The sequence below is a fragment of the Gammaproteobacteria bacterium genome (assembly GCA_028819075.1).
Taxonomy (GTDB): Bacteria; Gemmatimonadota; Gemmatimonadetes; order Longimicrobiales; family Gaopeijiaceae; genus BD2-11.
Map to the genome: position 1 here is coordinate 158,261 of JAPPMM010000040.1, position 19,311 is coordinate 177,571.

Sequence of the window (19,311 nt, forward strand, 5' to 3'; positions counted from 1 at the left end):
GAGCGCTCAGCGGTTCTTCCTTCGTCGCCACTCATGCCCCGGCGGGGCAGGCGGCTTCGGAAGACGGAATGGGTTGTCGGGTTTCTCGGCGGTGGGCGGCTTGGGCTTTTTCGGATGCTGGACGCGCGGCTTGTCGAAGACGCCTCCCTTCTTTGTGATCAGCTTCCAGATCATGATGCGGGCTCCTTGGGAATGCGTGGGGATGCTACACGAATACGGCTCGTTACGACAGGGGTCGGCCGGCCGTTTCGGTCCGCGCAGCCCTGAAGGGGCGAGCCACCACGCTAGGAGTCACCCGACGGCAGCTCGCGAAGCGGCTCCTCTGCCGTCTGCCCCGCCGCCCGGCGCAGCACCTGCTGGATGTCGAGGCCGAGCACCGACGCCAGCCCCTCGAGCGTCCCGTAGGCGCCCCGGACCCGCTGGTTCAAGGCGTTGGAGACCCCCTCGCCCTGACCCCCGTCCATGACCACGACGCGGTCGATGTCGACCCCTTCCACTGCGCCCACCGCGATCTCCAGCAGCTCCGGCAGCTTCTCGGCGATGAACACGGCGAAGGCCGCGTCGCCTCCGGTCTGAACCTCCGCGTAGAGCCGTTTGAGCACCTCCACCTGGGCCTTTCCGCGCTCCAGGATCGGCGCCGCTTCCGCCTGGGCGCGGGCGAAGGCGGCCATCTTCTCGGCCTTGGCGGGCTCCACCACGTCCGCGCGCAGGCGCTGCTCCTCGCGCTCGACGCGCTTCATCTCGAGGATCTTCTCGGCCTCGACCTCGGCCTCCTGCGCCTTGACGCGCGCGATCTTCTCGGCAGTCTCGCCCTCTCGGTCGAGTTCGGCCTTGCGCACGCGGAGTTCGTTCTGGGCTTCCGCCACCTTGATCGAGGCCGCCGCCTCGCGCACCTGGGCGCGGCGGCGGGCCTCGGCGCGCGCTTCGCGGGTGTCCGCTTCGGCCTGCGCCTCCGCGATTTCGGCCGCCCGAATGGCCTCGGCCGACTTCTCGCGTCCGATCGCCTCGAGATAGCCGCGCTCGTCGCTCACGTTCTGGATCTTGAGGACGTCCAGGTGGAAGCCCAGCGAGGCCAGGTCCTCGCCGGCGTCATCGGCCAGGGCCTTGGCGAAACCGAGCCGGTCCTCGTTGACGGCCTCGGGGGTGAGGGTGGCGAGGACGCCGCGCAGGTTGCCGGTGAGGGTGTCCTGGGCCAACTCCCGCACTTCGGCCTCGGTCTTCCCGAGGAGGCGCTCGACCGCGTTGTTGAAGACCCATTCAGGCTCCGACGCGATCTTCACGTTGGCGATCGCCTCGACGCTGAGGGGAATGTTGCCCTTGGAGAAGGCGTTGTTGACCGAGACCTCGATGGGGATGGTTTCGAGGTTCATGTGCTGTACCGTCTCGATGATGGGCACGCGCAGCGTGCGGCCCCCGGAGATGGAGCGGTATCCAACCGTCTGACCATCCGAGGACGTTCGGTTCCGGCCGGTGAGCACCGCGGCCTGGTTGGGGGGCACGATCACGATCAGGCTCTTGATGGTGATGACAAACACGATCACCGCCACCAGGATCACGATGGCCATCGTCAGGGGTGCGGCGAGAAACTCCACTATGTGCCTCCTCTTGTATTGTTCCTGTATGACAATCTTGTATTATCCTGTATGTTACTCATCGATCAGCTTCATCTCGATTGGAACCACGGCTGCGATTCCGGACTCCATGCCGACCACCACCACGGACTGACCGGGGCTCAGCGTCCGGTCCGGCGGGCAGCTCGAATCGAGCCGGGCGCGGATGCCGTGGCGCCTGTCGCCGCGCAGCACCCGTATCGAGCCGGGGCTCGAAGCCGTGATCTCGAGCGACACCTCCGCGGTGAGCCCCACGAAGGACTGCTCCCCCAGCATGGCTCCCGCGCTTCCGCGCTTGAGGAACCCGAACGCCGCCCCGATCAGCGCTCCCGTCGCCAGCCCGGTGACGCCTGCGACGATGGCGGTCAGTCCGGGGCGGCCCCCTCCCCACACCAGGTGGAGAAGGGTGCCGGAGGCGCCGAAGCCGAAAAGGGCGTAGACGATGGCCCGCAGCGAGAAGAGCTTTGCGACATCGCCGGCATCCCCGATGCTGAGATCCGCGTCGGCGTCCAGGTCCACATCCGCGTCAGCTTCCAGGAAGTCGCCGAAGAGCGACAGGAGCAGGAAGCCGCCGCCCACGACGAGGCAGAAGATATACGCTGCGAGCATCGAAGGTCCTGCCTACATCGCCGGGCGCGCTTTGAGCCACTGCTCCCACCAGTCGAGCTGTACCCAGGTGCGGTGCACCATGCGCCAAGGCGTCCAGCCGCCGTGGTAGGACTCGGGATAGCGTACGAACTTGGCCGGCACCCCCTGCTTGTGCAGGGCGACGTACATCTGCTCGGCCTCCTCGATCGGCACGCGATGGTCGGTCTCGCCGTGTACGAAGAGGGTCGGCGTGGTCACCCCGTCGGCGTGGATGATGGGCGACGAGCGCAGCAGGTGCTCCAGACCGCGCTCCTCCCAGGGCGGGCCGTAGAACTCGCTCTCCTTGGTGCGCGGGATGTCGGCGACCGCGTAGTCGCTCACCCAGTTGGAGATGGAGGCCCCGGCGATGGCGGCGGCGAATCGATCGGTCTGGGTGATGACCCAGTTGGTCAGGTAGCCGCCGTATGAGTAACCGGTCACGCCCATGCGGCCGGTGTCGATGCGGTAGTTGTCGATGGCGTGGTCGACGCCGGCCATGACGTCGTCGTAGTCGTTGAAGCCCCATCCGCCCCAGGTGCCCCACCGGAAGTCCTCCCCGTAGCCGGTCGACGCGCGCGGGTTCGTGTAGAGCACCATGTAGCCCTGCCCGGCCAGCAACTGGCGGTCGAACGAGAAATCGTTGCCGTACATGCCGTGCGGCCCCCCGTGCATCACGAGGATCATGGGGAAGTCGCCGCCACCCGCCTCGTAGCCGCGCGCGGGCAGCATCCAACCCTCGACCTCGGTGCCGTCCGGGCTGTGGAAGACGAGGTTCTCGGGTTCGAAGAGTTCGAGCTGGGCCAGCAGCGCCCCGTTCACCTCGCTCAGGCGGGTCTCGGTCGCGGCGGAGATGGGCGCCGCGTAGATGTCGCCGGGCTCGATGGGAGCGGTGACGCGGTAGGCCATGCGGGAGAAGTCGGCCGAGAAGGAGAAGCCGGCGAGCCGGCGGTCGCCCTCGGTGACCTGTTCGACCGCGCCGCCGCCCACCGGCACGCGGAACAGGTGCGTGTTGCCGCGCACGCCGGTCGAGAAGTAGACGTGGCCGTCGGGTGACGTGACCGGTCCGCCCGGGATCAGGTCCCAGTCCGCGGTGAGGTTGCTCCTGCCGCCCCCGTCGGGGTTGAACGCGAACAGGTCGTTGGCCGCCCCCCGGTCACGGGCCTCGCGGATGACCACGTCCAGCCCCTCGTTGCCGCGCACCACGATGCGGTCGCCGTCTGCCGACCACGCGGGCCCGGAGTAGTTGTATTCGTCGTCGGTTAGTCGGGTGACGGCGCCGTCCAGGTCGACGGTCCAAAGGTCCGCGCGCTCGTAGCTGAGCTCGTCGCGCTGGTGCATGTCGGCGGTGAAGGCGAGGCGGCTGCCGTCGGGGCTCCAGGCCAGTCCAGAGGCGTCCACGTTGAGGTCGGTCAGGCGGCGGGGCTCACCTCCGGTGGCCGGCAGCACGTACACCTCCCGCGGCGGGGTGGCGGCGGGGTCGCGGGGATCGGGCAGGTAGCCGCGGCGGTCGAAGCGGTAGTTCATCCAGTCGTACATGCGCCCGTCGAAGCGCTCCGCCGTGCGGCGCTCGAAGTCCGACGCGTACACCGGCTCGGGAGCCGGCTCCGGCGGGGTGGGCCGCGTGAACGCGATCCACTCGCCGTCCGGGCTGAACACCGGCGACCCGCCCAGTCCTTCGATCTGGAAGGCTTCGCCGGCAGGCTGGTCCATGCGCAGGAACCAGGTGCTGCCGCCGCTCTCGCCATCGCCACCCGGGCGGTTCGATGTGAAGACGAGCAGGCGCCCGTCGGGCGACCAGCCGGGCCCGGAGGCGCTGAAGCTCGGGCTGGTAAGCCGCACCGGTTCACCGGTTCCCGCGGCGTCCGCGAGCCAGATCCCGCTGTGGCTGCGGTTTTCCTCTTCGAGGACCGACGTGATGACGAACGCAACCCGCGACCCGTCCGGCGAGATGGCCGGGCTGTTCGCGTTCTTCAGCCGGTAGTAGTCCTCGAGCTCGACGGGCCTCCGCTCCTGGGCGGCCAGCCCCGTGGCCAGCGGTTGTACGCTCGACAGACCGAACGCGAAAAGCGACAGGAACGCCGCGGCGAAGGCGAAGCGGCACAGGGCGGACGATGGACGCGGAATCATGGGATCCTCCGGATGCGATGGACTTCCGTGCAATGTGAATGGTGAGCGCGTGGGAGTCCAACGCAAGAACGGGCGTCCGTGGAGCGGGTCTGCTCTGCGGGCGTCCGGCAGCTAAGGTCGCCGGCGGACGCGCTCCTTCAGGGCGGTCGGAGTCATGGTCGGGACAGCGAAGTCGGGGGCGAGGGCGAGCAGATCCGCGTCACCGGTCACGAGCACGTCCGCCGCGCCCGTGACGGCCAGGGCGAGGAAGGGTCGGTCGAAGGGATCCCGGCAGTCGGGAAGCGTCAGAGGTTCTTCAACCACAACCGGCTCACAATACGGAAGGTAGTCGGCCAGAAGATCCTCCTGCTCATCTCTCGTCAGGTTGAACTTCGGATAGCCGAGCACCCTGATCAGCTCCGAGGCCGTTTCGCGGCTGACCAGGGGCACGACGGCCCTTGATCTCCACATCCTGCGCAGCCAACTCGCGCTTCCCGCGGGGAAGAGCAGGGCCGAAACCAGCACATTGGTATCGAGAACCGCCCGTAGCGGCGTCATTCACCCCGGCGAGCCCACGACACGGCGCGGTCCACATCCGCTTCGGAAAGACCGAGTTCCGCGAGTTTGGCCCGAACCGCGTCGGCCTTTGTCAGCCGCACGGGCGTCAGGACGATGCGACCGCGCTCGCGGGTTACGTCGAAGTACTCGGTGTCCGGAAACGTAGAGATGACGGCCTTGGGAAGCGTAAGCTGGTTCTTTGACGTGAGCTTGGCGAGCACGCTCCCTCCTTCTATCTTTCCGTGAATCCATGATACAAGGATTCCTTACCTACACACAAGAGACTGCCATTGGCAAGCGCCAGGGGCGCGGACAAGGCTCAGCCAACTTGACCGCATCCAGCCGGTCCTGAATGCTAACGGCAGGGATTTCATCAAAGGCTGATGATGGCACCAGCACCCAGGCACATCCGGTTGTCCGCTCTCGCCCCCTTGGCGGTGGTGCTCGCCGCCTCATGTGCGACCGATGCTGCCGACCAGCCTGCGGAAGACCCCGATGCCGTCGCCGCGGCCTCGTCGCCGGCCCCCACGGATCCCGGTTCAGGTCCAGTGCTCGACCTGGAGACCGCGTTGTCTCTCGCCGCGATGCCCCTCTCCTGTGTGGACCGCCCCCACGCGCTGCGTCCGGACCGGGCCGGCTACCTGGACGACATCAGCTACACGCGGCGTCGCGACTTCGACCGGAACCGAGCCTTCTACGGCTGCTGGGACTGGCACTCGGCGGTGAACTCGACGTGGGCGATGTTGCGGCTGGTGAAAGAGGTGCCCGACCTGCCCGTGGCGCTCCTCATCCGCGAGAAGCTGAGAGACCATCTCTCCGAGGAAGCCCTCGCCGGCGAACTCGAGTATCTCTCGGACAACCCGTCCTTCGAGCGCCCTTACGGCTGGGTGTGGCTCCTCCTCCTGCACGGGGAGCTGGCATCCTGGGACGATCCTTTCGCCGCCGTCTGGGCCGAGCGTCTCGAGCCCGTGGTGAGCCACCTGAGCGACCGCCTCATCGACTACCTCGAGGACTTGGAACGGCCGGTGCGCACCGGCGTCCACCCCAACACCGCCTTCGCCATCGCGACGGGCCTGCAGGCCGAGCAGATGGCGGCGCGCCCCGAGCTGGCGGAGGCCTTGCGCACGTCCGCCGAGCGCTTCTTCGGCGAGGACCGCAACTGTCCGGTCGCGTACGAGCCCGGCCGCTCCGACTTCCTTTCGCCCTGCCTGGAGGAAGCCGCCCTCATGGGGATGGTGCTGGACCCGGATGCCTACGCCGCGTGGCTCGACGGCTTTCTCCCCGCCCCTGACTCCGACGAGTTCGAGCCGCTTCTCGAGACCAATCCGGCGGGGGCGGGCGACGAGGAGCCTCCCGAGGGCGACGTGGTCACCAACGACTCGCTGAGGTCCGCGTACGGCACCTACTCTCACCTCATCGGGCTGGCGTTCACCCGCGCGGACGCCATGCTGCGCATCGCGGCGGCGCTTCCCGGCGACGACCCCAGGGTCCCCGAGCTGCGCGCATTAGCGACGCGGCACGCCCGCACCGGCTACGACACCATGTTCGACGCCGACTACGCCGGATCCCACTGGATCGGCTCGTTCGCGCTCAAGTACCTGGTTCTGACGACAGGAGGCCCGTCCCCATGAGGCAACGCCGCCAACACTTCGACGCACCCCACTGGACCGCCCGCGACTGCAGCGGAGCCATCGCTGCGGCCCACCGCCATGACGCTCGACTCCTCACGGCCTGTCGGCACACGATCCTGGTGTTCACCTCCATCCTGGCTTCGGCCATCGCCGTCGCGGCCCAGGGCACCGTCGTCACGCGTGCGGCTCCGGCGGATGTGGGCATGTCCGAAGGAGTCCTAGCCGGGGGCGTCGCGCTCTACGAGGAGGCCATCGAGCGGGGCGACCTCGTCGGCGCCGTGCTGCTCGTGGCGAAGGATGGCAAGGTTGTCCTGCACGAGGCGCTGGGGTGGCGGGACAAGGCGCGCGGCATCCCCATGGAGCCGGGCACCATGTTCCGCATGGCCTCCAACACCAAGCCCCCGGTGGCCACCGCCATCGCGACGCTGGTGGAGGACGGGAAGCTCGCCTACGACGATCTCGTGCGCGAACACATGCCCTCGTGGGACAACTATCGCGCCGGCTTCATCAACATCGGCCATCTGCTGTCGCACGCGAGCGGGCTTCGCATTCCGACGCTCTTCCTCCAGCCCTACATGGAGCCGTCCGCCGAGCATCCCGACGCTCCCACCCTCCAGCTGGAAGCTGCGCGCTTCGGCGGCGTGGGCGCGGAGGCCATCCCCGGCACCACCTACAGCTACAACAACCCCGGCTACAACACGCTGGGCGCGCTCGTGGAGATGGTGTCGGGGATGCCGCTCGAGGAGTACCTCGACCGCGAGATCTACACGCCCCTCGGCATGCACGACAGCTACCATCATGAAGTCTCGGAGAAGATGGACGGGAAGCTGGACCGAATGGGGGTCGTCTACTACGAGCGTGACGGCGAGGGCGGCTGGATGCCCGGATGGACCCCCGGCGATCCGCCCCAGGTCCCGTTCGTGCGGGCCTCGGGCGGCATGATCTCGACCGCGGACGACTATGTGATCTTCTGTCAGATGTTCCTGAACGGTGGCGTCTACGACGGGCAGCGGATCATCTCCGAGGAGACCGTGGCGTTGATGACATCGCCGAAGATCCGGACCAACCCCGAGGCGGAGGGGCCGGCCCGGTCCTACGGATACGGATGGTCCGTGTCGGAGGACGGGGTGTATTCGCACACCGGATCCGACGGGACGGGCGCCTGGGTGGATCCCTCGACCAACCTGATCGTGCTGGTGTTCACGCAGACGCCGCGGGGCCGCGATCCGGTCGCGCGCTTCCGCGAAATCGTGAACCTGGCGATCGAGGGATGAGTAGCCACAAGTCGGCTCGGCGATTCGAGTGACGTCGTGCTAGATTGGGAGGATGTACGCGCGGATCTGCTCCGCTAAGTCGGTCCGCTCAGCCCTCTGATCCGAGGATCCCATGACTCAGCCTCGCCCCAGCATCATCTTCCCCCTCCTGATCCTCGTTGCCGCCTGTGGAACCGGCGAGGCGCGAGACGCGGACGGCGCCCGCGTGTCGGATGGTGCGCCGGCGTCGCATGACGCCCATGCCCTGCACGCGTCCGGGGAAGTGGCGGCGGGTGCCGCCGGCGAGGCACCCACGACCCTGGCGGCTGCACCCACACGGACCGTCGCCGACGCCCTGCCCAGGGCGCTGGTCTACAAGACGCCCAGCTGCGGCTGCTGCAACCTGTGGGTCGATCACATGCGGGAGGCCGGCTTCGAGGTGGACGCGCGCAACCTCAACGACATCATCCCGATCAAGATCGACGCGGGCGTGCCGCCCCGGATGTCGTCCTGCCACACCACGTTGATCGATGGCTACGTGGTCGAGGGCCATATCCCGGCCGAGCACGTCAAACGGCTGCTGGAGGAGCGGCCGGACATCGTCGGCATCGCGGTTCCCGGCATGCCAATCGGCTCCCCGGGCATGGAAGGAATCGGCGCGCGGCCCTACCAGGTGCTCTCGTGGGATCGCCAGGGCAACGTCGAGGTCTACGCGGAGGTGGATCCGCGCCGTTGACCGATCGGCAGTCCGTGCGGCGCTCGTCCGCGGACTGCTTCGTGAGCCCGAACTTCTCTCCGCCTACAGGCCCGCTTCCCGTGCACCCTTGACACGCCCGCAAGGGCACCACATTCTCACCCAACTCATCGAGACCGGCTGAGGGACTGGCCCTGTGAAGCCGGGGCAACCGGATCGCTTTCTCTGGAGAACGATCAACGGTGCCAACTCCCGCGGATTCCCGTGATGGAATCCGAGAGATGAGTGCCTCGGTCGGTTTCGCCGGCTGGCGCATCCAGGGGTTGGCACCGCGCCCAACCTGTGGAGAGCCAGGATGCGAACGACAACCTCCCCTCCCCAAGCGTACCCGCTTCCGTACCCGCCCGCCCGCAACGGGAGCGTTCCAGACCATCGCGAGCCCCCGCGCGCCCGGGCACTGCCGCACGCCCGCCGCGGAGCGGTCTACATGCGCCCTGGGTGGAAGCCGGAGCTCGAACCCGAGCTGGCGGCGCGCTTCCGGGTCCCCTTCGAGGTCGCGGGGCCGGAGGACGCCCCGGTGCTGGTCGCGATGGGTGGGATTTCGGCGAATCGGCATGTGGCCGCCAACGCCGAAGATCGCTCCGAAGGCTGGTGGCGCAAGATCGTCGGACCGGGGCTCGCCATCGACTCGCGCGAGTGGCGTGTCCTGGGCATCGACTTCATCGGCGCGCCGGGCACCATCGAGCCCCTTGGACGCGATGGGTCCCGCACCCAGTTCCACATCACGCCGGGGGATCAGGCCGACGCGGTGGTGGCCGTGCTGGATCACCTCGGCGAACAGAAGGTCCATCGCGCCGTGGGTGCCTCCTACGGGGGTAACGCCGCACTGGCCCTGGGCATACGGTATCCGGCGCGTGCGGAAGGCGTCGTCGTCATTGCGGCCGCCCACCGCCCCCATCCCCTCGGGACCGGAGTGCGCAGCGTGCAGCGCGCGATCCTCGAGTTCGCTCGCGACCAGGGCCGCGAAGCGGACGGCGTGGCCATCGCGAGGGCGCTGGCCTTCACCACCTACAAGACCGACGCGGGATTGGATGCGCGCTTCCCCTTCGAAGCCGACCTCTCGAGCGGCAAGCCGGTCCACCCGGTGGACCACTACCTGTGGAAGCGCGGACGGGCGTTCGCCGGGCGGTTCGATGCGAGAACCTACCTCACGCTGTGCGCCTCGATCGATCTGTGCGACCTCCAGCCCGAGGAGCTGACCGTCCCCTCCTGGCTGATCGCCTGGGAGGAGGACAGGTCGGTGCCGCTCTGGCTGGTCGAGGAGATGCACCGCCGGACCGGGGCCCGTTCGCGCCTCCGGACACTCCATTCGGACGGCGGGCACGACGCCTTTCTCCTACACGCACCCGAATACCAGTCTGTTCTCAGGGAAAGCCTCGAGCTTTCCGTCGGACAGGAGGCATAGACCATGAAAGAGCACTGTACCCGAGATCGCGGATTCGCCGGGAGTAGCCTCGGCGCGACGACACCTGGTCCCGATGACAAGGGCCGCATCTCCGCGCGGGCGACCAATGTCGTCCGCGCCGGGCTCGCCTCGGACACCGCCTATGGCGCGGTCATGCCCCCGCTCTATCTGTCGAGCAACTTCCGCTTTCGGGCGTTGGGGGACACCCCGGAATACGACTATACCCGCTCCGGCAATCCCACCCGCGAACATCTCACCGGCGCGCTGGCTCAACTGGAAGGTGGCGCGGGCGCGGTGGCGACCTCCTCCGGAATGTCCGCGGTGGGCGTCGTCCTCAACCTGATGCACGCCGATGACCTGGTGCTGGCGCCGCACGACTGCTACGGAGGGACGCACCGCCTGCTGGTCGGGCTTGAGCGCCAGGGTCGGCTGCGCGTGCGCTTCGTGGACTTCACGGACCCGGCGTCGCTCGCGGCTGGGCTGGAGCGGGAGCCCCGCATGATCTGGGTCGAGACGCCCAGCAACCCGCTGCTGCGCATCACCGACCTGGCCGCGGTGGCGCGCGAGGCCCGGCGCGTCGGAGCGATCGCCATCGCCGACAACACCTTCCTCTCACCCGCCCTCCAGCAGCCGATCAACTTCGGCTTCGATCTGGTCGTGCATTCGACGACCAAGTTCATCAACGGCCATAGCGACGTGGTGGGGGGAGCCGTAATCGCGGCCAGCGACGAACTCTTCGAGGAGATCGCGTGGTGGACCAACGCCACCGGCGCGGCCCAGAGTCCCTTCGACAGCTACCTGGCGCTACGCGGCGTGCGCACGCTGTTTGCGCGCACCCGCATCCACGAGGAGAACACGCGCGCGGTCGTCGATCTGCTCGCTTCGCATCCGGCGGTCGCAGGGGTCTATTACCCGGGACTCACGACGCACCCCGGCCACGACCTCGCCCGCCGCCAGCAGTCCGGGTTTGGCAGCCTGTTCAGCTTCGAGCTGAAGGGCGGGCGGGCGGCAGCCGAAGAACTCCTCGCCCGGCTTCGCCTGTTTACCCTGGCGGAGTCGCTGGGCGGAGTCGAGAGCCTCATCTGCCATCCGGCCACGATGACCCACGCGGCCATGGACGAGGCCGCCCAGGCCATCGCCGGGATCGGCAAGGGCCTGCTCCGCGTCTCCGTCGGCATCGAGTCCGCGGACGACCTGGTCGCCGACCTCAGGCAGGCGTTGTCGGCGTGTCGGGTGGCGGCGCCGGAGGGTGGTCCCCGTGCCGCCGATGTCGTGCCCATCGGTTCGGTCGCGGGGGAGCTCGGTCTCTCGCGGGCGAACATCGGAGGGATCGGCTGACCGTCCCGCACGCGGGCATCGGGGGGATCGGCTGAGACCGTCCTGGGACCAAGCCCAGCGCGCTGACCGGCGGGCGTCGGCTACATTCCGGTCGGCGTCCGCGCGAGAGTCAGCACCTGAGGGTGCTCCACGCCCAGTTCGTCCGTCCAGACGCCCAGGACGGCATCCATGGTGATGTCCATCACCGCGAAGTCGTTCGGCGCGTCAACGGTGCCGAGCCAGGTGCCCTCCGCATCCAGCACCAGCCACGCCTGCGGCCAGTCCTGCTCGCTCCGTCCCCGGTACAGCTCCAGCCAGACCGCTCCCGAAGGGTCCACAAGGATGTCCGCGTAGGCGGGGCGAGTCGCCGGGGCCGGGAGTTCCTCGATGAATTGGCGCATGAAGGGAGGAAAGGTCACCCCGGGAGGCAGTTCCACATCGAACTGGGCTTCGCGTTCCGCGGCGACCTCCTCATCGCTGAGGCTCAGCGGATAGTCCGAAATGCGCAGGATGCGAACGATATCGCCGGTGACCGAGAGTTCCCGCACCTCCATCAGGTCCGCGGACCCCTGCAGAATCACGTCGTCGCTCACGGCTACGTGGCCCTCCCTGCCGAACAGCGGCCTACCCGAGATGTACTGATCGTCGATAACGCGGGATACCTCTTCATAGCCAGGTGTCTCCGCAAGGCTGTCGACGCGCGCGCCGGTCAGGTCGAAGCGCACCAACGCGCTCGACCCTCGAACGACTTCGGTTCCAGGCTCGGTTTCCGTGAGCGGGCGGACTTCCACGAGAACCGTGCCGTCGTGAAGGTCGTGCAGATCGAAAACGCGGTCCGCCACATCGAAGGTGCGCGCCGGCATCAGATCGGGCGTGAACACCGCGACCCGGCCTCGCTGGTCGAGCGCAAGAATCCGGTCCGCCGATGGCTCCACTTTCCAGAGATTGCGGAATTCGCCGGGTCCGTCTCCGACACCTCCTGCGGATCCCAGGAATTCGCCCTGCGCCGAGTAGAGGCGCACCTCCTGGGAGCCCCGGTCGGCAACCACCACCGATCCATCCGGACGCTGCCGGACGTCGCGGACGCGGAAGAACTCGTGGGAGGGACCGCTCCCGGAGCGCGTCAGGTCGACAAGAGGATCCGGATTAATCCTCCACAGGCTGGAATCGCCCCACAGCGGTCTCATCGCCTCGACGATCCGAACGCCGGCGCTGTCCCGCTGGACGATCAGCGGCGCACCGAAGTCGCGGGGCGCGCACGAGACGAGGCCGGACAGGAGGAGAACCGTTACGGACTGGAGAACCGGTCTGGCTCGACGCACGAGCACCTCACGACTGCTGGTGGACGGTAAGCGGACCGCTCTGCTGGCGCGGCCAGCGCCGGAGAAGCGTGGGGATCGTAGCGGTCCCGACGGATCTCGGCAAAGGACTCGGAAACCAATCCTACGAAGATCCTCGTTGACATCCGGGGAACCATCGGTTACAGTACTGACTACGAAAAACTTCGTGAAGCGAGAGCCCGGAGATGGGCTCCGGAGCCTGAAATCGGTCCAAAACCAACGAGCGCGATGGTTACATCGGGCGACAGCTGGACGGTGCGGGGAGAGCAACATGGCGAGTGAATCAGCCGAACCGAGGCGGGAACCGAATCGATTCACCCACCGCGAACTGGACATCATGAGCGTCCTCTGGCGCACGGGCTCGGGGACGGTGGCGGAAGTTCGGGACGTCCTCGGGGAGGATGTCGGCTACACCACCGTCCTCAAGATGCTGCAGATCCTGGAGGCCAAGAACGCGGTTCGCCATGAGAAGGAAGGGCGGGCCCACCGCTACTACCCACTGGTTGAATCGGCGGATGCCGGGGGCAGCGCGCTCCGGCGGGTCATGAACAAGATCTTCCACGGTTCCGCAGAGCTGCTCCTGGCGACGCTGGTCGAGAACCGGGAATTCAGCGACGAGGAGATTGAGCGCATGCGTTCGATCCTGGATCGAGCCCAGGACAGGGAAGAAGACCGATGATCTTCTGGTGGATGGGCTACGCGGCGGGCATTGGAGCGCTGCTGGCGGGGGGCGCCTGGGCGGGTGAGCGACTGTGCGAGAACATGGGCTGGCCGCGCCGGTTCCCCTGGGTCGCCGCGCTCACGCTCGCGGTCGTCATCCCCCTGTCGGCGCGGGCGCCGGCGCCGGTGCTGGAGGTATCGGCCGCCGCGCCATCGCCCATCACATCGGTGGTGCAGGCAGCGGATCCGGCGGTTCCTGCGATCTTCGGGACGGGATGGGAGCGGGCGGCGATCTTCGCGTGGGGCGCCGCCTCCCTGGGCACGCTCCTGGTTTTCGGGGCAATCATGGGCCTCATGGCCCGCTCGCGCCGCCGCTGGCCCCGGCGGTCGGTGGACGGCGAAGACGTCTACGTCTCGGAGGGCTTCGGCCCGGCGCTGATCGGCGTGACGCGTCCCTCCGTGGTCATCCCCGACTGGCTCTTGTCCGCGGGTGACCGGGCCGGCCGCGTCGCGATCCTGCACGAGCGCGAGCACGCCCGCGCACGCGACCACCTGACCCTCCTCTACGGAGCACTCATCGCCGCGCTCTTCCCTTGGAGCCCGGCGGTCTGGTGGATGGTGCGCAATCTGCGGGGCGCGGTCGAAATCGACTGCGACCGGCGCGTCATCGCCTCCGGCATCCCGGCGGACGACTACGGGAAGCTGCTGCTCGCCATCGGCGTGGGACAGCATCGGCGATGGATGTTGACACCCGCTCTTCTCGAATCCCGACATTCCCTCGAACGGAGACTGAAGATCATGGCTTCCAGGAAGATGAAGTGGAGCCCGCTGCGCGCGGTGACGCTGGCCGGTCTGACGCTGGTGGCGGTGGTGATCGCCTGTGACACCAACGCCCCCACCGCTCTCGACGACGCGCTCCTCGACGTGCTGGCGAGCCCGGAGGCGGAGGCCAGCGCTGACGGATCTCTTACCCCGCGTGCCCTGGCCGAGCAGGTCGAGGTCGCGCGGCAGGCCGCGGCGGCGCAGATAAAGGGCAACCTCCTTGGAATCGAGCCGCGGCCCCTGATCTTCATCGATGGCGTCGAGGTGTCGAATTCGGACCTCTCGCTTGAGGCCGGCAAGTACACGGTCAGGACCGGCAGCGCCCCCTACTCGCCACTGAATTCCCTGAACCCCGACTACATCGAGCGAATCGAGATCATCAAAGGCGAGGCTGCGCGCGGCCTGTTCGGCGACGGGGCCGAGAACGGCGTCATTCAGATCTTCACGAAGGAGCCCGAGGCTTCTGAACCCGCAGAACCGTCGGCGAGCAGTTCACCGCCCGAGGAAGGCGGTGACGTGGACGAAGTCAGGCCGATTGACATCGCCTACTATGTACAGTTGGGGTCTCCCGCCTTCGTCCTCCGCACAAACAAGCTGTCGCTCGTGCCGTAGGCGGCATCGCCCGCGGCGCCGACGCGCGCTATTGTGTAGCCGTTCAGCTCGCCACCGGCATCGGACAGGGCAGGCCGTGGGTGTTCCCGGACGTCCTCGTCGAATCAGGACACGCTCTCGAACCGGAGATTCAAAGTCATGGGCGGAAGCAAGATGAAACGGAGCCCGCTGCGCGGGTTGACCCTCGCCGGTCTGACCTTGACGGCCGTGGTCATGGCCTGCGACACCGAAGCGCCCACGGCTCTCGACGGCGCGCTCCTCGACGTGCTGGCGGACCCCGAGGCGGCAGTCGACGCGGACGGGGCCGACAATCCGGGAGCACTTCAAATCAGGGGCGCGCTCGCAGAAGGAGCTCCGCTGATCTTCGTCGACGGCGTCGAGCTCGAGACGGGCAGTGACGCGCTCAGCTCCCTCAACCCCGACGACATCGAATCCATCGAGGTCATCAAGGGCGAAGCGGCCGCAGACCTGTACGGCGAGCGCGCCGAGAACGGCGTCATCCGGATCCTGACGATCGAGTCCCCGGGCGGCTGAACCCGGGAACCGTCGCTGAGCGATGCTCAGATCGTCGTTTAGGTCACAACTCTATGTGGCACATGGTTTTATATCGGTACACGCTGACCGCCGATCACCCCCGCAATCACCCTTTCCACGCGCGGTAGCGTCACCCCCGTTTGTCCGGGCGCGCCCCCCGCTTTCCCGACCGTCCCGTGAAGGCTCCCCTTATCCCAAGGCGTCTGGTGACCCACGCTGCATCGGCGGCAGTCCGAAGCCTTCTTTTCGCGGAGGCCGCGCCATGCAAGTTATCATCCACGAAGCTGCCGGACTTGGTTACACTGCGGGGGAGGAGAAGAGAATGACGAAAGCCGACCTCGTTGAGCAGGTCGCCGTTGTGATCGGACCACGGGTCACCAAGAGGGATTGCGGGCTCGTGGTCGACGCCTTCCTCGACGCCGTGAAGGACACGCTGGCGCGCGGCGACCACATCGAGATCCGGGGCTTCGGCACCTTCAAGGTGCGGCACCGCAAGGCTCGCACGGCGCGCAATCCCAGAACAGGCGAGCCGGTCGGGGTTCCACCGCGTGTCGCGCCGGTCTTCAAGCCGTCGAGTCACTTCCGCAGCCTGGTGGACCGCGGCTTGGGGGTTCTTGGGAAGGAGGCGCGCGGGGAGGTCGTCCGCGACCCATAGTCTCGCCGTCGATGCCGCGATGCGGCCCGCCGGTCGTTCCGCCGTCGAGACGACGGTTTCCGCTGGCTTGGACCACGCTTTAGGTGGTCGAGCCACCCTACCTTTCGTGGCCACGCTCCGCGCGACCCCTGCAAGGCTGACGAGGGGCTCTGCCCCCTCGACCCCCAAGAGGTTCTCTGCGATGCAGGAACGGCGCGGACCGTCGCCGAGCGCGCCGCCTTGGCGGGCAAGGCCGGTTCCGCAGGAGATCGCCATGTGAGACCCTCCGTCCACGCGTTGTCACGGCACCTCGCAACGGACGCTGCCGATTTGGCATCCCCTTATGTAGAACAGCCGCATTCGGCGCGAGCGTCGGACCGGGCACGATCAACTGCGTACGGGGGGTGCACATGACCGAGACCAAGTCCCATCCCAAGCCTGAATCCGGTTTCTCCAGGCGTGTCGCCATCTGGGTTGTCTTCCTTCTGGCCGTGTACCTCGCGTATTCGGCAACCCACTTCTGGGGGCGGCCGGATGCGGTCGCGGACTTCCTCGCGATGGTGGCGAGACGCCTCCCCGTCATGGTCGTCCAGATCCTGCCGCCTGCCGTGTTCGCCGGGGCTCTGAACGGGTGCGCAATCTTCAGCGCGGATTCTACCGGTTCGCAGCGTCGCCACTGGATCCTGCTCGCCATGTTGGCGGCGGTGGCATACGCCCTGCCGTCGCTCTTGATACCCATGTTCACGACTGGTGACGATTGGCCGCTTCCCTCCGCGCTCGTCCATTCTGCGAGGTCTGCTCAGGCTGCGGCGGACGCCGCGACGGGAAACGAGGCCGCAAGGTACTTGCGTAGAGCGGCCAACCATCTGGGAACGCTGCTCGTGCCGATCGCGAACGCGGGGTTCGTTTTGCTTGCCGGCGTACTGGGTGATCTGACCGGAAGATTGACCGGCAGTTTGTCCACTTGGTCCCGCTACGCGACGCGGTGGCTCTCGGGCGGATTGCTTTTCGCGGCTTTCTGGATTCCTGTGGCCATGGCCGCCGAATTGGTTGGGTATTACGCGGTCTGGGGTGGCGTGCTGTTCGTACTCCCTCTGTCCGTGCCGCTTGTCGCAACGGGGATCCTGTTCGCTGTGACGCGCCCTGATCGCAGGTCCGCCCGTTGACTCCCCAGGTTGGCAGCGACGACTTCGACCGGAAGCGATTCCACGCGGGAGACCGTGCGCTGTTTCGCCGTCTGGTCCGGGAGACGTCGCCGCGCATGCTGCGAGTGATCCGTGGTTACGCCAGGGATGACGACCACGCGGCCGACCTGTTGCAAGCCTGCTGGATCCGGATCTACCGGAAGCGTGCGCGCTTCTCCGGCACCGGATCCTTTCTCGGGTGGGCGCTGACCGTGTGCAGGAATGTGTGTAGGGCGGAGGCACGCAAACGTCGGCATGCCCCCTTTGTCCGCCTTGACCACCACCCCGATCTCCCTGACCGCGCACCCGGCCCGGCTGAGCAGCTGAAACGTCAGGAGCGGGCGGCTGCCCTCTACGCGGCGCTGGAACGACTCAGGGAGCGCGAGCGCGACGCAATCCTGCTGCGCATCCTCGAAGGCCGGAGCACTGCCGAGGTGGCGCGGATACTGGAGGTGAAGGAGGCGTCGGTTCGCTCGCTGATCCATCGGGGCCTGAAGAAGCTGCGCCAAATGGATTGGCTTGCCGAAGAAACTCAATAGCCAAAGGAGAACCCCAAGATGAAGAAGATGCGAATGCTGTCGGGCCGTCGCGGCGCCGGGGCCAATACGGACGCTGAGAAGACCGACCGTCTTGTCTCGGTCGTCGTGGAAGGCGACACAGGTCCGGCGGCGGAGCCGGAGCCGGTGGATGGAACTGCTGATGCGGAGGTGGTCGAGACACTGCGAATGATCGCCTCGATCCGGAAGATTGGCGCTTCCGACACACCGCTGGCGGAGTCCAGTGTGGACACGATAATGGACGCCTTGGAGCGCGAGGTACGTTCCCGAGTGGGTGCGTGGCGGGAGCGGCTGGGCATGCTTTCCGGCTTCCTCGCCTGCACAATGACGCTCGGATCCGGCCTGCTTCTCATGGGTGGAACCGGCGCCCTCCGAGCGACTGATGCGGCCACGGCACCTGTTCTGGCCGCCGCAGTCGCATCTCTCGCAGCCCTGGCAAGCGTTCTCGTTCACAGACAACCCCAATTGCCACGGCCAGTCCTTCCGCTGCTGGTGCTCGTGACGCTCGGTATTGGGGCATGCGCCCCGAAGCTCCCGGATACATCGACGGGTGAGGTCGAGATTGCCCCTTCGGCGCTCACGACCTTCACCGAGGGCGAGGAGTTGTGGGGTGTGCGCGACATCATCGAGTCCGGCGAGGTGATCTGGGTGCTCACCGCCACCGCACCCTTTCTGCGGGCGTATCATCACTCAGGTCGCATGCTCGCCGACTTCGGCAGGTCGGGCGACGGGCCGGGGGAACTCCGCAACCCTTGGACCCTGTCCGCAGCGACTTCTTCCGGCGGGGTGGTCGCGTGGGATCTCGCCACGCGTAGGCGTTCCCTGTTTGATGCAGCGGGCAACTTCGTGACTTCAACGGCCACAGCCATCACCCGGGAATCCGTTCGCGCCGACATAAGGAGCGTGACCTTCGGGGATCCGTTCCGGGTCGTCGAGGACAACACCGGAGTCTGGACGGCCAGCTATCCGGGTGGGATCCGCCAGGGCGACGACTTCTGGGGCGGCAAGATCCTGCGCTATGCGCACAGTGATGTCGAGCCGGTCGTGGTCGTGGATTTCGCCGTTGATCTTCCCGGAGCCGCAAGCCGCGTTCCGGCCATGGGGCTCGGCCCCGTGCCGCTCTGGGACGGGTGTGCCGGTGGCCTCCTGGTCGTGCTCGATCCGGTCGACCGCAGTCTTCATCTGTACCGCCCCGGCGGCACGAAAGACAGGCAGATCGCGCTGCCGTGGACCGGTCGGCCGCTGTCGCATGAGGAGCGTTTGGGATATGTCCGCGCGATGATGCGTAACGAAACGCAAGGAACGAACGTCGCCGACGAAGAGATCGACCGCGCCGCCGCGGACATGCTCGCACGTGCGGGCGACCACCTGGCGGCGGAAGCCCCGCTCGGGATCGATCTGCGCTGCTCCCCCGGACGGATCTGGATGCAGGAGTTCGACGGTTCGTCCCATCCTCTCGGATATGGCAGGACTTGGACGACTGTTGCTCTGGACGATGCAGCCGGACAGTTCCAGAGGGTCGTGTTCCCCGATGGGTTCACACCCTACCGCTTGACGGACTCCATGGCCATCGGCGTGGTGACGGACTCCTTCGAGCTACAACGCATTGCGGTCGTGCGTCTGGCCACTGCCACCGTTCCCCCAGCGCCTATGCCTACTCTGGCACGCGTTGAAGAGCGGTGACCCACCCAAACCGACCACGCCGCA

17 protein-coding genes, 2 pseudogenes and 1 riboswitch are annotated in these 19,311 nt (G+C 67.4%); of the genes and pseudogenes, 12 read left to right on the plus strand and 7 right to left on the minus strand.

Annotated elements, in window-relative coordinates; all coding sequences use genetic code 11:
• Positions 1-6 precede the first annotated feature (6 nt).
• The 6 genes from OXU32_09990 to OXU32_10015 all read right to left on the minus strand — a co-directional run bounded on the left by OXU32_09990 (position 7) and on the right by OXU32_10015 (position 5,122).
• The gene (locus OXU32_09990) at positions 7-174 is read right to left on the minus strand and encodes a hypothetical protein (protein ID MDE0074278.1); all 168 of its coding nucleotides are present in this window, start codon (positions 172-174) and stop codon (positions 7-9) included.
• A gap of 110 nt (positions 175-284) precedes the next feature.
• A complete protein-coding gene (locus OXU32_09995; GenBank protein ID MDE0074279.1) occupies positions 285-1,592 on the minus strand; it encodes an SPFH domain-containing protein in 1,308 nt (435 codons plus the stop codon).
• A 54-nt stretch (positions 1,593-1,646) separates the two neighbouring features.
• Positions 1,647-2,219 (minus strand): hypothetical protein, encoded by a 573-nt coding sequence (locus OXU32_10000; GenBank protein MDE0074280.1) that lies wholly within the window; start codon positions 2,217-2,219, stop codon positions 1,647-1,649.
• Positions 2,220-2,231: 12 nt separating this feature from the next.
• Positions 2,232-4,364 carry a S9 family peptidase gene (locus OXU32_10005; GenBank protein ID MDE0074281.1) on the minus strand — a complete coding sequence of 711 codons (2,133 nt, stop codon included), beginning with the start codon at positions 4,362-4,364 and terminating at the stop codon, positions 2,232-2,234.
• A 111-nt stretch (positions 4,365-4,475) separates the two neighbouring features.
• Positions 4,476-4,901, minus strand: a complete 426-nt coding sequence (locus tag OXU32_10010; GenBank protein MDE0074282.1) for a putative toxin-antitoxin system toxin component, PIN family — start codon at positions 4,899-4,901, stop codon at positions 4,476-4,478.
• Positions 4,898-5,122, minus strand: coding sequence for an AbrB/MazE/SpoVT family DNA-binding domain-containing protein (locus tag OXU32_10015; protein MDE0074283.1), 225 nt, complete (start codon positions 5,120-5,122; stop codon positions 4,898-4,900). Before OXU32_10015 ends, OXU32_10010 begins: the two co-directional genes overlap by 4 nt.
• Before the next feature lie 162 nt (positions 5,123-5,284).
• Here OXU32_10015 and OXU32_10020 point away from each other — a divergent pair, with 162 nt between their 5' ends.
• The 5 genes and pseudogenes from OXU32_10020 to metB all read left to right on the plus strand — a co-directional run bounded on the left by OXU32_10020 (position 5,285) and on the right by metB (position 11,168).
• A complete protein-coding gene (locus OXU32_10020) occupies positions 5,285-6,532 on the plus strand; it encodes a DUF2891 family protein (protein MDE0074284.1) in 1,248 nt (415 codons plus the stop codon).
• The gene (locus OXU32_10025; protein MDE0074285.1) at positions 6,529-7,806 is read left to right on the plus strand and encodes a serine hydrolase; all 1,278 of its coding nucleotides are present in this window, start codon (positions 6,529-6,531) and stop codon (positions 7,804-7,806) included. The genes OXU32_10020 and OXU32_10025 overlap by 4 nt, the downstream gene beginning before the upstream one ends.
• 298 nt (positions 7,807-8,104) lie before the next feature.
• Positions 8,105-8,521, plus strand: a complete 417-nt coding sequence (locus tag OXU32_10030; protein ID MDE0074286.1) for a DUF411 domain-containing protein — start codon at positions 8,105-8,107, stop codon at positions 8,519-8,521.
• Between the two features lie 122 nt (positions 8,522-8,643).
• A riboswitch (SAM riboswitch) is annotated at positions 8,644-8,767 on the plus strand.
• 67 nt (positions 8,768-8,834) lie between these two features.
• Complete coding sequence (locus OXU32_10035; protein ID MDE0074287.1) at positions 8,835-9,944, plus strand: alpha/beta fold hydrolase; 1,110 nt, start codon at positions 8,835-8,837, stop codon at positions 9,942-9,944.
• 3 nt (positions 9,945-9,947) lie between these two features.
• Positions 9,948-11,168, plus strand: a pseudogene (gene metB / locus OXU32_10040) (cystathionine gamma-synthase).
• 194 nt (positions 11,169-11,362) lie between these two features.
• Here metB and OXU32_10045 read toward each other — a convergent pair.
• Positions 11,363-12,583, minus strand: coding sequence for a hypothetical protein (locus OXU32_10045; protein ID MDE0074288.1), 1,221 nt, complete (start codon positions 12,581-12,583; stop codon positions 11,363-11,365).
• A 289-nt stretch (positions 12,584-12,872) separates the two neighbouring features.
• Between OXU32_10045 and OXU32_10050 the strand changes: the two genes are divergently transcribed.
• The 7 genes and pseudogenes from OXU32_10050 (at position 12,873) to OXU32_10080 (ending at position 19,287) form a co-directional block, all read left to right on the plus strand.
• Positions 12,873-13,280, plus strand: coding sequence for a BlaI/MecI/CopY family transcriptional regulator (locus OXU32_10050; GenBank protein MDE0074289.1), 408 nt, complete (start codon positions 12,873-12,875; stop codon positions 13,278-13,280).
• Entirely contained in the window at positions 13,277-14,695 is a 1,419-nt protein-coding gene (locus tag OXU32_10055) for a TonB-dependent receptor plug domain-containing protein (GenBank protein ID MDE0074290.1), read from the plus strand. Before OXU32_10050 ends, OXU32_10055 begins: the two co-directional genes overlap by 4 nt.
• A 213-nt stretch (positions 14,696-14,908) precedes the next feature.
• Positions 14,909-15,208 (plus strand): annotated as a pseudogene (locus tag OXU32_10060) (TonB-dependent receptor plug domain-containing protein).
• Positions 15,209-15,551: 343 nt separating this feature from the next.
• Positions 15,552-15,884 (plus strand): integration host factor subunit beta, encoded by a 333-nt coding sequence (locus tag OXU32_10065; GenBank protein MDE0074291.1) that lies wholly within the window; start codon positions 15,552-15,554, stop codon positions 15,882-15,884.
• A 389-nt stretch (positions 15,885-16,273) separates the two neighbouring features.
• Entirely contained in the window at positions 16,274-17,029 is a 756-nt protein-coding gene (locus OXU32_10070) for a hypothetical protein (GenBank protein MDE0074292.1), read from the plus strand.
• Complete coding sequence (locus OXU32_10075) at positions 17,026-17,586, plus strand: sigma-70 family RNA polymerase sigma factor (GenBank protein ID MDE0074293.1); 561 nt, start codon at positions 17,026-17,028, stop codon at positions 17,584-17,586. Before OXU32_10070 ends, OXU32_10075 begins: the two co-directional genes overlap by 4 nt.
• 18 nt (positions 17,587-17,604) lie before the next feature.
• Complete coding sequence (locus OXU32_10080) at positions 17,605-19,287, plus strand: hypothetical protein (GenBank protein MDE0074294.1); 1,683 nt, start codon at positions 17,605-17,607, stop codon at positions 19,285-19,287.
• Positions 19,288-19,311 lie beyond the last annotated feature (24 nt).